Annotated in this window: 10 protein-coding genes and 1 riboswitch; of the genes, 5 read left to right on the top strand and 5 right to left on the bottom strand. The window is 52.9% G+C overall.

Translation table 11 applies throughout. The features are described from left to right. Positions 1–129: 129 nt before the first annotated feature. Both B212_RS0130260 and B212_RS32865 read right to left on the bottom strand, forming a co-directional pair. Positions 130–2,088, bottom strand: a complete 1,959-nt coding sequence (locus B212_RS0130260) for a stalk domain-containing protein (RefSeq protein WP_019915123.1) — start codon at positions 2,086–2,088, stop codon at positions 130–132. Beyond that, complete coding sequence (locus B212_RS32865; protein ID WP_036668646.1) at positions 2,063–3,223, bottom strand: S1C family serine protease; 1,161 nt, start codon at positions 3,221–3,223, stop codon at positions 2,063–2,065. Before B212_RS32865 ends, B212_RS0130260 begins: the two co-directional genes overlap by 26 nt. 693 nt (positions 3,224–3,916) lie before the next feature. Here B212_RS32865 and B212_RS0130250 point away from each other — a divergent pair. Continuing rightward, positions 3,917–5,551 (top strand): nitrite/sulfite reductase, encoded by a 1,635-nt coding sequence (locus B212_RS0130250; RefSeq protein ID WP_019915121.1) that lies wholly within the window; start codon positions 3,917–3,919, stop codon positions 5,549–5,551. A gap of 448 nt (positions 5,552–5,999) precedes the next feature. Here B212_RS0130250 and uvrA read toward each other — a convergent pair whose 3' ends face one another. Beyond that, positions 6,000–8,873 carry an excinuclease ABC subunit UvrA gene (gene uvrA, locus B212_RS0130245; protein ID WP_019915120.1) on the bottom strand — a complete coding sequence of 958 codons (2,874 nt, stop codon included), beginning with the start codon at positions 8,871–8,873 and terminating at the stop codon, positions 6,000–6,002. A 96-nt stretch (positions 8,874–8,969) separates the two neighbouring features. On the opposite strand from uvrA, the gene B212_RS0130240 reads away from it, so the two are divergent. Continuing rightward, positions 8,970–9,218, top strand: coding sequence for a hypothetical protein (locus B212_RS0130240; protein ID WP_019915119.1), 249 nt, complete (start codon positions 8,970–8,972; stop codon positions 9,216–9,218). Positions 9,219–9,264: 46 nt separating this feature from the next. Here B212_RS0130240 and uvrB read toward each other — a convergent pair whose 3' ends face one another. Then, entirely contained in the window at positions 9,265–11,256 is a 1,992-nt protein-coding gene (gene uvrB / locus B212_RS0130235) for an excinuclease ABC subunit UvrB (RefSeq protein WP_019915117.1), read from the bottom strand. Between the two features lie 180 nt (positions 11,257–11,436). On the opposite strand from uvrB, the gene B212_RS0130230 reads away from it, so the two are divergent. From B212_RS0130230 to B212_RS0130220, 3 genes are all read left to right on the top strand, one after another. Next, positions 11,437–12,222 (top strand): flagellar motor protein, encoded by a 786-nt coding sequence (locus B212_RS0130230; RefSeq protein ID WP_019915116.1) that lies wholly within the window; start codon positions 11,437–11,439, stop codon positions 12,220–12,222. Then, a complete protein-coding gene (locus tag B212_RS0130225) occupies positions 12,219–13,100 on the top strand; it encodes an OmpA/MotB family protein (RefSeq protein WP_019915115.1) in 882 nt (293 codons plus the stop codon). The genes B212_RS0130230 and B212_RS0130225 overlap by 4 nt, the downstream gene beginning before the upstream one ends. 74 nt (positions 13,101–13,174) lie before the next feature. Beyond that, positions 13,175–13,810 (top strand): hypothetical protein, encoded by a 636-nt coding sequence (locus B212_RS0130220; RefSeq protein ID WP_019915114.1) that lies wholly within the window; start codon positions 13,175–13,177, stop codon positions 13,808–13,810. Between the two features lie 126 nt (positions 13,811–13,936). Here the strand turns inward: B212_RS0130220 and gcvH are convergent, their stop codons facing one another. Continuing rightward, positions 13,937–14,329: a glycine cleavage system protein GcvH gene (gcvH, locus tag B212_RS0130215; RefSeq protein WP_019915113.1), complete on the bottom strand. Its 393-nt coding sequence runs from the start codon at positions 14,327–14,329 to the stop codon at positions 13,937–13,939. A gap of 183 nt (positions 14,330–14,512) precedes the next feature. Beyond that, positions 14,513–14,609: riboswitch (glycine riboswitch) on the top strand. Positions 14,610–14,741 lie beyond the last annotated feature (132 nt).

Below are 14,741 nucleotides of genomic sequence, written 5' to 3'. Positions count from 1 at the left end.
AAGTATAGCGTGAAACCTATACTTTCTTATACTTGCAAAAAAAAGAACGCCCAAGCTGCCAAAAATGGCAATTGGACGTTCTTCGTCTGACCCTATTATACTGCTGCTCAGAGAGCGGCTGCAATGGTTTTAAGACAGCCGGAAAGATTTCAAAGTTTGCTCCACAGCAGCCTGCTGTGCAGGGGTCGCATTAGCGTCGTTCAGTGTAACCGTAAGGGTGTAGACCAGATCGTTTTTAGCAAAAATAATTTGCTGTGTCCGACTGGGAATGCCTTTTTTGGTCTGCTGCACCGTGAGTAGGGTGGCCGGAACTCCGGCAAAGGTGGATTCTTCCACACTGATTACGCGTGGGCCTTTGGGGTCGTTTTTGCTGTTCTTGTAGTAGCTTTGCAGCAAATTCACGGCGTACTCCACGGAGCCCTCAGGATTTACATTGATCAGGAAACGCCCGCCGGTGAAGCGGTATTCCACAGTCTGGGTTTCAAAAACATCCTGATAAGGTGTCCACAGCCGCGGAATATCGACGCTGTAAGCATAGGCTTTGGAGCTTTTGGTTACGGTCTTGCTGCGGAGCGCCGCGTAATCCTCCGTCTCCAGACGGCCGAAATTCTCCTTGATCGTGGTGAAATCAATATCTATGGCTTTCAAAATCGTCTGGAATTCCGCCTTGTCCTCCTCCTGTCCCGGAGCGGCCAAATACTCCACGAAGTAACGGTAGCCTGCCTTCTGCAGCAGAACCTGGTACTCCGTGCTCCAGCCGCTGCCGGAATTAAGCTCTGTCTCCTTCACCAACACTGGCTCACCGGAGATTTTTGCCGGCACATCCTCATGCAACACATAGGCATCCGTCACATAGCTGTCCTGTATCTGCGAATCCAGCTCTTTGCTCCAGCTCTCCAGCGTCGAGCCTACCGGTGCCGATGACACTTTTACACGCAGATAACTTCCTTGCTTGCTCTCATAATATAAATGCTGGTCATCCACGCTCCAATCGGCCGGGACCTGCAGCGTTATGCCATAATCATCGTTGTAGCCAACGCGCAGGCCGTTGTCCACGGTAGAGAGATCACGGATGCTTTTATCGTTGACATCGAATGAAGGCTTGAAGGAGTTCAGCAGCAGGGCATATTTATTTAAGTCCTTATAGTTGGCCGCTTTGTCGTCAGTCAAATACAGCTCATATAATTTCCCGCCGGCATAATATTGTCTGCCCTCCCACAGAGCACCGCTGGAATCCTTGCTCACAATCCGCGCGTAGGGTACTGCTGCATCTGCAAAGGTCTCACGGTCCAGTATCGTTTCTCCGCCTTCTTCCGCCGCACGGACCAATCTATCCAGCAGCCCTTCGGCGTCCGGCGCCGTCTCCAGCAGCGAGGCATGAATCTCCAGATAATATAGATTTTCTGCGCTGGTAAAGGTGGCTACACTTTCGTTGCCGCCATTGTCGCCGGCAATGAGACCAGCAGGGTAGTTCAGGCTCCATTGATAGTAGCTGTTGCCTATGCGCGTCTTGCCGACGTCGCTGTCGATACCGCCAGTCTCCCCCATCTCTTCTTGATTCACTGAAGGCGCAAGCGTCAGCAGCAGCCCGCCGCCGCTGTCCGGCAGAACCCGCGCTCCAAGAACTCCGGCCACAAAACGCAGCGGCACCATCAGCGTTCCCGAAACCATGCGCGGGGCAGCGGGAAGCACGATTTTCACTCCATCCTTCCAGGCCGTATTGCTCCCGATAGTCATTGCTCCGGTATGCGGCCCGTACATCACCTTAACCACATCATTCCCTTCCAGGGAGACAGTGCTGGCAAAGGTCTTTTTGAAGACACCCAGCGGCACCAGGACCATCCCGTTGTCTACAAAAGGTTTTTGAATCGTTATTTCCTCGCCATTAACGATGGCAGTGTTACTGCCGACCTTGAGGCTGAGCTGCAGCAGCTTTTGGTCCGCGGCCTGCACTTCCTTGACCGGCAGTATTGTCAGCAGCAACAACACCGCCAGTAAGGTGCAAAGTCCACGCCATACAGGTACACCACCTGACTTGCATCCTTCTGCACTTGGCAGTCTGTTATTCATCCGCTTGTGCGCCAGCATCTTCATCGCCTCCCGCTTCCTCCCCGCCGATTAGGGGATCGCCTTGACTGAGCACCAGCTTGCGGTTAACGATATCCCCGCCGCTTTGCATCAGCAGCTTTACTGCCGTTCCCGGCTTGTAGCTTTTGAACCATTCGTTAATATCCACCAGTGAAGCGACACGGTGCCCGTCAATTGCGTACAGAACATCGCCAGCGGCGATGCCCGCCTTTTGGGCCTCTGGAGACACCACCTTCGTTACAGTTAACGGGTCCTGAGCCGGCAACCCGACAATGGCGGACCAGCTCTCCTCCAGCTCCAGCCCCAGACTAGGGCGCTTAACTTCCCCGTATTTGAACAGTTGACCGATGATGTACTGCACCGTATCTATAGGAATAGAAAAGCCCATATTTTCCACACCGACTGCAGCATATTTCAGGCTGTTCACACCGAGCACCTCCCCCTTCATGCTGACCAGCGGCCCGCCGCTGTTGCCGGGGTTAATCGCCGTATCACTCTGAATCAGCCGGTAAGATGACTCTACTGTACGGTTAATTCCGCTGACCACCCCTACCGTTGCCGAATTCCGCAGCGAAAAAGAGACCGGAGTTCCAATGGCTATCACCTTCTCGCCCACCTGGATGGCGGATTTTACCCCGGCGAATTTGGCGGGCTTCAGAGACTTGGCGTTGATCTTGATCAATGCCAGATCGCTAACCTCATCGAGGTAGGAGGCGGTTATGTTATAGGTTTTTGCATCTGCTGTCACAACAACGGCATTCTGTAATCCCTGCATGACATGGGCATTGGTTATGATCCAGCCGTCCGCTTTGACGATGATGCCGGAGCCGTGGGTCAGATTGTAACGGTCATCCGGTCCGCTGTTGCGGCTTTCGGTATTTTTGCCGATAATGCCCACCACAGACGGTGAGACCTCTTTGATAATCTGCGGTACGGGGTCAGCCGTGGTAGCTGCATTTTTTTGACTAACCGCTCCAGCACGTCCAACTTGCCTAATTGCTCCGTCCTTAGTTATATCTGCCGCCGCACTTTTGCTGCCTTCCGCGAACGGCCCGGCCAGAGCAGAATTCGTTCCGCCCGCCGCTCCCGACAGCAGCACTCCGCACAGCAGCAAGCCAAGGCTCTTTCGAAACATGCTCCCCCACTTCATCCGCCTTCACCGGCCCTCTCCATAATATCCTAATGAAAAAGACTCCTTTAGGTGCGCCGATGGCGGTTAAAGGTGTCTTTGGAAAACATCTGGCTCTATAATTGTATCCCGCCCTATCAGGGTCAGCTCACAGTGGCGTCACGGCGCGTACTAACTTAACCAATGCATCACCATTGCATAGTCCGAAACGGCAAACACAAGAAGCTTACCACTCCGAAGGCGATAGCGAATTTGTTCATCTGCGGCGCTCTAAGCAAACGGAAGAGACCCCTGAGGATTAGGATCGTGAACAAAATCATAAATACAGCAAAGATATGTTATGACTCCAGTGACGCAACCGAAAATCCCTTAAAATTTATGTAATGGTCACGGAAAATATTTTTTGCAACGATTATCTGTAACTCTATAAAGGAATTTGTCATTGACCTTACGTTCAAGCATTCTTTTGTCAAAGAACAATTCACTTGCAGCGGCTTGGATAGCTTAATAAGTATTCAACGAAAATACCACTCTTTGAATCTTACTGCGGACATGCTCTGTATATGCCTGGCCGAACTATCAGCCGCTCCTTATTTTTGCATAAATAATCGTTATAGCTGTTGCTACAAGCCTCACTGCCAGAGATCGGCGGCCTGTGCTACCATCGGGCATATGAATAGAATAGAGAGGGTGCTAAGCATGGCTTACGAACCGCATTGGAGTGCTGAACCGGAGAAGCTGAACAAGTTCGAATTCGTCAAACTGCAGAAAGACGGCCTGGACGTGATCCGCACCATTATTGAAAAATATGCCCTTGAGGGCTTCGACTCGATCCCGGCAGATGATCTGGATCTGTTCAAGTGGGCTGGTGTATACCAGCAAAAGCCGCGTGACGGACATTTCATGATGCGCGTGCGCATCAACACCGGCATTATGACCACAGTTCAGGCCAAGGCACTAGCCGAAATCGCCAGATTGTACGGGCGGGATCTGGTTGATATCACCACACGCCAGGCTATCCAGTTCCACTGGCTGACTGTTGAGAATCTGCCGGATATTTTCAGACGACTGGAAGCTGCCGGACTGTATTCTTTTGAAGCCTGCGGCGACTGCCCGCGGACTATTGTCGGCAACCCGCTGGCAGGGATCGACAAGGATGAACTGTTCGATACTACAGCTATCGTGGAGCAGTTGAATGATTTTTTTATGCTGAACCGTGATTTCTCCAATCTTCCTCGTAAATTTAAAATTTCCGTATCCGCTAACCGCTACAACAATGCGCAGGCGGAAATCAACGATCTGGCCTACACACCGGCGGTAAAAGTCATCAATGGCGTTGAGATCCCCGGTTTTCATGTGATGGTGGGCGGCGGTCTATCGGCCAAACCCCATTTGGCGCAAAAGCTGGATGTCTTCGTGAAGCCCGAAGAGGCGCTTAAGGTGGCCGCCGGTATAGTCACGCTGTTCCGGGATTACGGCTACCGCGAGAAACGCCATCATGCCCGCCTGAAATTTCTTGTTGCCGACTGGGGTGTGGAGAAATTCCGAGAAAAGCTTATAGAAGTTGTAGGTGAGCTGCCGACGCGCGGTGAGGATCAGACGATTGGCTGGCAGGCGGCTTATTTTGACGGAGTCCATCCCCAGTCCCGGGAAGGTCTTAACTACGTAGGCCTTAATGTTCCTGTTGGACGGCTGAACAGCAATGAACTGGTACAGCTTGCAGAACTGGCCGACACCTGCGGCGAAAGCAAGCTCCGCACCACCATGACGCAAAACATCATCATCAGCGGTGTGCCGGATGCGAAGCTCCAAGCTCTTCTGGAAGCGCCGGTCCTGCAGCGGCTGTCGCCAACGGCCAAAAACTTCATCAGCCGCACTGTTGCCTGCACAGGCAATGAATTCTGCAACCTGGCTATCGTGGAAACCAAGCAGCGGGCCATCAGTGTTGCCGAATACTTGGACGAACATGTCCAGCTTGACGAAAAGCTGCGCCTCCATTTCATCGGCTGTCCCAATGCCTGCGGACAAAAGCATGTTGCCGATATCGGCCTGCAAGGCACGCTGATCAAAACCCCTGACGGCATGGTCGATGCATTCGATATCGCCGTCGGCGGTACACTGGGCAGCGGAGACCGCGGCCCCGAAGCTGAATTCGCGCAACCTCTGAAGGGCCGCGTGAAAGGCGACCGGATCGGCCCGGTTCTCGAACAGCTAATTACCTACTATTCAGCGCAGCGGAAGGAGCAGGAGAACTTCCACACCTTCACCCGGCGTGTTGGCGTACCTGCATTGCAGGATCAGCTTACCGCCATTCTTGCTACTGAGGTTCTGTAGTTGTGGAGTTTAAGTAGAGAGGTTGGGTTGGGTTGGGTTGGGTTGGGTTGGGTTGGGTTGGGTTGGGAGATTGAGTTGAGTTTAGGTTAGGGCAAGTGAAGTGGTGGGAGCCCCACCCTTTGGTTCGATTGCACTTTGTGCAGCAGAATCCCTCAAAAAAAGCGACGCACCTCCATTCTGTTGCAGTTCATACAATCAAAAGAAGTAAAATGCCCTCAAAACCGGAAAATCTCTGAATTCTGTTGTAGTAACTACAACAGATCGTTTATTTTAGCTGAAACAAGGCGATTCCATTGCAGAAAGTGCAATTGAATCGCCTTGTTTCTTGCTCAGGCTTCATATACGCCTGAGCATCTCTATTCATTGTTTCAATTGCAAAATTTCGGGTTGCAACTCGCTACTACTCAAGCTCAAATGTACATCATCTGAGCCGGCAAAATATTCGTCATTAGACCGTTTCCGTAGTCTGCAACTGCAGAGCCTTCGTCCGCTCTGTGTCGCGGAGCAGAATTGGCTTCAGATATTTGCCCGTATAGGATTCTTCCACCTTGATCAGCTTCTCCGGGGTCCCGGTGGCGAGAACAGTACCTCCGCCGCTGCCGCCCTCAGGTCCCATATCAATGATATAGTCGGCGGTCTTGATTACATCAAGGTTATGCTCAATGACGAGTACGGATTCGCCGGAGTCCACCAGACGGTGCAGCACCTCCAGCAGACGCCCGATGTCATCCACATGCAGACCCGTTGTCGGCTCATCCAGAATGTACAGCGTCTTGCCGGTGCTGCGGCGATACAGCTCAGAAGCCAGCTTCACGCGCTGGGCCTCGCCGCCCGACAGCGTTGTTCCCGGCTGGCCAATGTTGATATAGCCCAGGCCGACATCCAGCAGAGTCTGCATTTTGCGGTGAATTCTCGGGATATTTTTGAAGAATTCCGTAGCATCTTCTACAGTCATCTCCAGCACATCGGCGATGCTTTTGCCTTTATATTTCACTTCCAGCGTTTCCCGGTTATAGCGTTTGCCTTTGCAGACCTCGCACGGAACATAAACGTCCGGCAGGAAGTGCATCTCGATCTTGATAATACCGTCACCGCGGCAGGCCTCACAGCGGCCGCCCTTGACATTGAAGCTGAAACGGCCCTTCTGGAAGCCGCGCACCTTCGCTTCGTTGGTCTTGGCAAAAAGATCACGGATATCATCGAATACACCGGTATACGTGGCCGGATTGGAACGCGGTGTGCGGCCGATTGGCGACTGGTCGATTTCGATCACCTTATCCAGATTCTCCAGTCCGCGAATTTCCTTGTGCTCACCCGGACGTACCTTGACAGCCCTATTTAACTGGCGGGCCAAACTTTTGTAGAGAATCTCATTGACCAGCGAGGACTTACCTGAACCGGATACACCCGTGACGGCTGTAAAGACGCCGAGCGGGATTTTGACATTGACGTTCTTGAGGTTGTTCTCTTTGGCCCCGCGGATTTCAATCCAGCGTTCATCTGTAGACCGCCGATTGCCGGTAACCGGGATGAACTTGCGGCCGCTCAGGTACTCCCCGGTCAAAGAATTCGGGTCATTCATAATTTCCTGCGGTGTACCCTGCGCCATCACCTTACCGCCGTGAATGCCGGCACCCGGCCCAATATCAATAATATAGTCAGCAGCCATCATTGTATCCTCATCATGCTCAACCACGATCAGTGTGTTGCCCAGATCACGCATGTGCCCAAGCGTTGAGATCAAACGGTCATTATCCCGTTGGTGCAGGCCGATACTAGGCTCATCCAGAATGTACAGCACACCCATCAGACTGGAACCGATCTGGGTTGCCAGCCTGATGCGCTGCGCTTCACCGCCGGAGAGCGAGCCTGCCGCACGGCTAAGGGTCAAATAATTCAATCCCACATTGACCAGGAAGCCCAGACGGCTGCTGATTTCCTTGAGGATCAGATGGGCAATGGCCGTTTCCTTCTCACTCAAGGCGAGGGTCTCAAAGAAGTCCATGCAATCGCCAATCGACAGGTCGGTAACATCGGCAACATTACGCTCGTTGATCGTTACCGCAAGAATCTCCTTCTTCAATCTTTTGCCCTTGCACACATGGCAAGGCTTGGCGCTCATAAAGCCCTCAATAAATTCACGGATGCCATCCGAAGCTGTCTCACGATAGCGCCGCTCCAGATTGGGAATAATCCCTTCAAAAGCAACCATTGCATCCTTCCGCTGGCCAAAATCGTTCTCATAGCGGAAACGGATCTTCTCACTGCCTGTCCCATACAGCAGCTTGTTCATATGCTCGGCGGACAGGCTGTTTACGGGAACATTCTGAGGAATATTGAAATGCTCGCATACCGATTTCAAAAATTGCGGGTAATAATTCGATGTGCTTCCCGTCCAGGCCAGAAAAGCTCCTTCTTCAATCGTCTTCTCCTGATCAGGAATCAGCAGATCCGGATCGACAACCATATTCATGCCCAGACCATCGCATTCCGGGCAAGCGCCGAAGGGGCTGTTGAAGGAGAACATGCGCGGCGCCAGCTCTTCAATGCTGAACCCGCATACCGGACAGGCAAAGCTTGAACTGAACAGCAGCTCCTCCTGTCCCATCACGTCAACCAGAATCTTTCCGCCGGACAGCTTCAGCGCAGTCTCAATTGAATCCGTCAGCCGGGTCTGTACATCATCCTTAATGACGATACGATCGACCACGACCTCAATTGTATGCTTCTTGTTCTTCTCCAGTTCGATATCTTCAGTAACCTCACGCAGCTCACCGTCCACGCGTACACGCACAAAACCCTGCTTGGAAATATCGCTGAACAGACCTTTGTGTTCACCCTTGCGGCCAGAAATCACCGGAGCCAGAATCTGCAGCCGGGTCTTCTCGGGATACTGCATAATCCGGTCCACCATCTGCTCAACAGTCTGTGAAGTAATCTCTATGCCATGGTCCGGGCAATGCGGATGCCCTACACGGGCGAACAACAGCCGCAGATAATCGTAAATTTCCGTTACCGTACCCACCGTAGAACGCGGGTTGCGGCTCGTGGTCTTCTGGTCGATGGAGATCGCCGGGGATAACCCGTCGATGGAATCAACATCCGGCTTCTCCATCTGGCCGAGGAACTGGCGGGCATACGCCGACAGGGATTCCACATAACGCCGCTGACCTTCAGCGTAGATTGTGTCGAACGCCAGCGACGATTTGCCGGAGCCGCTAAGTCCCGTCAGCACGACGAAGCGGTCACGCGGAATCGTCACGTCGATGTTCTTGAGATTGTGCGCTCGTGCGCCTTTAATTACAATATTTTCGTTCGCCAACGGTACCTCTCCTTTATACAAACCTATTTCAATGCTATTTCAAAATATTTTCGATCCCTCCCAAACCCTCCCTTAGCCAAGGGAGGGCCCCAAGGGTTGCACCCTCTGGACACCCGCAAGGTTGCTGCCGAAGGAGCGGGGGAGATGGACCTAGTAAATGTGGTGCAAGGAGCGCTTGTCCCTAAAGGGACCGCTGCAATCCGGCGTACTGGCGGAAAACCGCTGTCCCTTCGGGATGCGCCAAATGCGCAATGCAGGCTGTCCCTTCGGGATGCGCCAAATGCCAAATGCAGGCTGTTCCTTCGGAATGCGCAAGATGCTTATTTAAAAAGAACGGCTGAGTAAAGCCGCTCTGTGTATTCTTCAAAAAACAGGGACTCGCAAAAGAAGGCTACTCGGCCCGCAGCTCCAGGAGGGCGTCACGCAGCTCGGCGGCGCGCTCAAATTGCAGGTTCTTGGCGGCGTCCTTCATCTCGGCCTCCAGACGCTGCATCAGGCTGTTGCGGTCCTTCTTGCTCATCTTGCCGCCTGCGCCGGTAAGATAATCGGCCTTGGACTCGGCTACCTTCGTGGCCTCGATGATATCGCGCACTTTCTTGTTGATTGTTGTTGGGGTAATACCATGCTGCTCATTGTAGGCAATCTGAATTTCCCGGCGGCGCTGAGTTTCGGTCATAGCCTTTTCCATCGAATCTGTGATACGGTCACCATACATGACAACACGGCCGCCGGAGTTACGGGCGGCGCGGCCGATGGTCTGGATCAGCGAACGCTCTGAGCGGAGGAAACCTTCCTTGTCGGCATCGAGAATCGCAACCAGCGAAACTTCCGGCAAATCCAGACCTTCTCTTAGCAAGTTGATCCCGACGAGAACATGAAATGTCCCGAGCCGGAGGTCACGCAGGATCGCCATCCGCTCCAGTGTTTTGATGTCGGAGTGCATGTAGCGCACTTTAATACCGATTTCCTTGAAGTAATCGGTCAGGTCCTCGGACATTTTCTTCGTGAGGGTTGTAACCAGCACACGCTCGTCGCGCTCCACCCGCTCACGGATTTCACTGATCAGATCGTCAATCTGCCCTTCAGTCGGACGCACCTCGATGATCGGGTCCAAAAGACCGGTAGGACGGATAATCTGCTGTACCGTAGTGTCGCAGTGTTCCATTTCGTAAGGCCCTGGTGTTGCAGACACATATACGATCTGATTGACCTTGTCTTCAAATTCTTCGAACTGGAGCGGCCGGTTATCCAGCGCGGACGGCAGGCGGAAGCCATGCTCCACAAGCACCGTCTTGCGAGCTCGGTCACCATTGTACATCGCCCGGATTTGCGGCAGCGTCACATGGGATTCGTCAATTACAATCAGCATGTCATCCGGAAAATAATCCATAAGTGTATACGGGGTTGCTCCAGACTCACGGAAGGTCAGCGGCCCGGAATAGTTCTCGATCCCGGAGCAGAAGCCGACTTCCTTCATCATTTCAATATCGTAGCGGGTCCGCTGCTCCAGCCGCTGGGCTTCCAGCAGCTTGCCTGCATCCCGCAGCACAGTCAGCCGTTCTTCCAGCTCCCGCTCAATATTGACCAGAGCCACGCGCATCGTCTCTTCCTGGGTCACAAAGTGCGATGCCGGAAAAATCGCCACATGATCGCGTTCCCCGATCAATTCGCCGGTCAGCACATCAATTTCGGTAATCCGCTCGACCTCATCGCCGAACAGCTCTACACGAATCGCATGCTCGCCTTGTGAAGCCGGAAAGATCTCTATCACATCACCGCGCACCCGAAACGTGCCGCGCACAAAGTTAATGTCATTGCGCTGATACTGGATATCCACGAGCCGGCTCAAAATCTGGTTCCGCGGCTTCTCCATTCCCACACGCAGCGACAGCAGCAGACTTCCATATTCCTTAGGCGAGCCGAGACCGTAAATACAGGACACACTGGCTACAATAATCACATCACGCCGTTCAAACAAGGAGCTGGTCGCAGAGTGGCGAAGCTTATCAATCTCTTCATTAATGCTGGAGTCTTTCTCAATGTAGGTATCGGAGGAGGGAATGTACGCCTCTGGCTGGTAATAATCGTAGTAGCTGACGAAGTAGTCTACCGAATTGCTTGGAAAAAACTCTTTGAATTCACTTGCAAGCTGTGCGGCCAGCGTCTTGTTGTGCGCAATAACCAGCGTGGGCCGGTTCAGCTTGGAAATCATTTGTGCGATGGTAAAGGTCTTGCCCGTACCCGTCGCTCCCAGCAGCGTCTGGTGCTTCTTGCCCTGCCGGATGCCGTCCACTAACTCTTCTATGGCATGAGGCTGATCGCCCTGGGGTGTATACTCGGACTCCAGTTCAAAAGTCTTCGTGCTGACGACAATATCACTCATTTGCCCGTCTCCCCTCTATCGTCTAAAATATATGAATATATATAATTGTGGCCCTGTTTATTCTCTCTCCATACCTTACTCAAAAAAATGGAAGATAAGAATACTTGTTCCCGTTTATTATACAGTGTTGCCTAGATTGTTGCAAACCATAATATATAGAAATTTAAGGAGCCTGAACTCATGGATATCACTTCAATTATCGGCCTGCTGGCCGGAATCGCGGCACTGATCGGAGGTTTCTTTTGGGAAGGCGGGAGCCTTACCGGCCTGCTGCAGTTGAATGCAGCGCTGATTGTATTCGGAGGCACGTTCGCCGCTGTGCTCATCAGCTTTCCTGCCTCCAAGCTGCGCCGGGTACCGGCCGCGCTTCGCGTGGCCTTTGGCAAACAATCTGACAGGCCGGAAGAAAAAGCCGAGGAGCTCATCTCCATGGCTGCCATTATGCGGCGGGGCGGCTTACTTGCGCTGGAAAAAAGAGCGGAGGAGCATCCCGATCCCTATACCCGCGAAGGGCTGATGCTGATTGTCGATGGAACAGACCCTGTGCAGGTGCGGCAGATTCTGGAGCTGGAAATGGATGCCAAAGAGCTGAAGTACGAAGGCTATGCCAAAATTTTTGAAGCGGCAGGCGGCTATGCCCCTACTATGGGTATCATTGGTACAGTGATGGGACTGATCCGCGTGCTCAGCAGTCTTACCGATCCCTCCAACCTGGGAGCGTCCATTGCTGTAGCTTTTACAGCTACGCTGTACGGTGTAGCCAGTGCCAATCTAATATTTTTACCCATTGCCTCCAAAATCAAATCCCGCTGCCAAAGCGAGCTGGCAACTATGGAAATGCTGCTGGTCGGCATTCTCGGTCTGCAGAACGGGGACCATCCGCAGCTTGTGCGCAGGAAGCTGAGTCCCTTCATTGAAGATTATGCCGGAGAGCGCAGCACCGAAAGTGCAAGAGGCCCGCTATGAGGCAGAGAAACCGGAGGCGCCGGCATACGGGCGGGCCGGAAAGCCGCGACCGCTGGATGATCACCTATGCGGACCTCATCACGCTTTTGCTGATCTTTTTTGTGGTATTGTATGCCATGAGCAGTCTGGATGCCCATAAATTCAGTATTGTAACCAGCTCCTTATCGGACACCTTTAAGAGCGGCAACCCTGTACTGGATGGCGGCGATGGCGTTCTGGATGGAGAACAAGGGACCAAGCCCGGAGGTTCGGGGAATGGCCAGAAGAATGCAGACAGCGGCAATGCCGGAAAGGGACCGTCCCAAGGACAGGGAAGTCCCGCTGGCGGACCATCGGCCACCCCAACCCCTTCGGACCCGGCAGGTGACCACCAGCCATCGGAGCGTGAGCTGGCCTTCCGCGAGCAGGAAGCGAAGCTGGCCGACCTTATGGGCGTCATCACCCAATATGTCAAAGACAATAACCTGGGGGACCAGATTTTTGTTGCGGATAAGCCGCAAGGCATATTGATTACGCTCAGCAACCGTTTTCTGTTCGATGTCGGCAGAGCTGAGCTGAAGCCGCCCGCGCTTCCCGCGCTGCGGCAGCTTTCCGGTCTCTTCCGCGGCATTGGAGCTACCATCAGCATCGAAGGCCATACGGACAACACGCCTGTATCGGCAGGCTCGCGGTATAATGACAACTGGGAGCTGTCCGGCGCCCGCGCCCTCTCCGTACTGCGCTTCTTTCTCGACAGCGAGAAGCTGGACCCTGGTACTTTTCAATATGCCGGTTATGCCGATACCCGCCCTGCCGCCAGCAATGCTACCGCAGAGGGACGGCAGAAGAACCGCCGCGTTGAGATTACGGTGCTGCGGCAGCTTCAAGAGGGGAATTAGCTTTTTCACCATTCAACTCAGAGACCGGCAGATGCTCCAAATTACATTTGTCTGGAAGGGAGTCTGGATCTCTAATGCAGGCCATTAACGGAGCAACGCCAGATCCCGCCCGCTTTTTGAAGAATTTGCGGCTTCTGGTATCACTGATGGTTACGGCTTTTTTCCAAGTCTTCTCTTCCTTCCTGGCTGGGGGAATATCTTCGATCCTGCTGTTATTCACGACAAACTCCATCTTCTGGGGGGAACACGCAGACACGTATACATTTACGGAACTGCTCTGGATCGGAGGGGATTTTCTATTTGCAGGAGGCGCGTTTGCTCTGCCCTGGTTCGGATTCTGGTGGATGCTTCATGGGCTGGCGGAGGACAAGCGCATCCGGTTGTTCCCGCTGCATGTGCTCTTTGCCTACGTGCCGCTTGTGGTGATGTTTCTCCAAGTCGATCCCCAGTATAATCCCAACGCGATGATCGTGGGCTCTGCGGGTGAATCAACCTTGTTCGTTTGCATGACAATGGCTGCCGTGCTTTTATACCCATTTTATTCGGTCGGCATATACTATTTCGTACTCAGACCCACCGCTCATCCGCGGAAAAGATACCGTTTCATTCTGCTCTGTATGTTGTTTGCCGTGATCGCCATCACTCTTTTGCCGTTTTTGTGGCATCTGGCCCCACGGATTTACCCCGGAATATTGGAATTCCCCTCCTAATTCAGCACAACAATCCAGCCTAAATAAACGCACAAAAAGACAGACCTCACACATTCGTAACATTCAATGTGATGTGAGAGATCTGTCTTTGCTATAAGCCGAAAAATGGCACAGTGCCCGTTTTTTTTATTCTCCAACCAGTTCGCGGTAAGCCGCCGCATTCAGCAGACCGGATGCCGCATCTGCGAATTCTCCAGTAAGCTCCAGTTCAAAAATCCATCCGCCGCCGTACGGCTGGTCATTGATCAGCTCCGGGCTTTCTTCCAGCGCGTCGTTGATCTTGGTGACAGTCCCCGACACCGGAGAGTATAGCTCGGACACCGTCTTGACGGATTCAATGCTGCCTACGCTGTCGCCTGCCGAAATTGCTGTGCCAACCTCAGGGAATTCCACAAATACAATATCGCCGAGCAGATGCTGGGCATGATCCGTAATCCCAACACGCACTACACGCCCTTCACCCTGCTGCGCCCATTCATGCTCTTCGCTGTACAGCAGGTTATCTAGCACTTCACTCATTCCTAGCCGCCTCTTTTCCAAATTTGGAGTTGCAAATTTAGTTATAGACTAAGTTATCGCGCTGCTCAATGTCAATATAACTGACAGGAAAATAAATTTTGTCATCTTTTTGACGTTTTTTTATTGACAGCAGAGTTGTATACCCGGTTTAATGGAGTCAGTAGAACACAATACGGTTTGCGAATGATGGCATAGGGAGAGACTGTCTCACAGGAGGACAGCGCCGAAGGAGTAAGCCCGGGAGGGTGAATCTCTCAGGCAAAAGGACCTTTGCCGGACGCATCTCTGGAGAGCTATCCGGACCTGCCTGGCAGTGTCACGGATCACCAACGGGGAAACCTGCAAGCAAGTGCAGCAGGGTAACTCTCAGGTACAAGGGACAGAGCAGAAGGCTATTTATGCGGGTGCGCAT

The sequence above is a fragment of the Paenibacillus sp. HW567 genome (assembly GCF_000374185.1).
GTDB lineage: Bacteria > Bacillota > Bacilli > Paenibacillales > Paenibacillaceae > Paenibacillus_AQ.
Note: the sequence above shows the minus strand (reverse complement) of the source record. Positions and strands in the feature narration are given on the sequence as shown.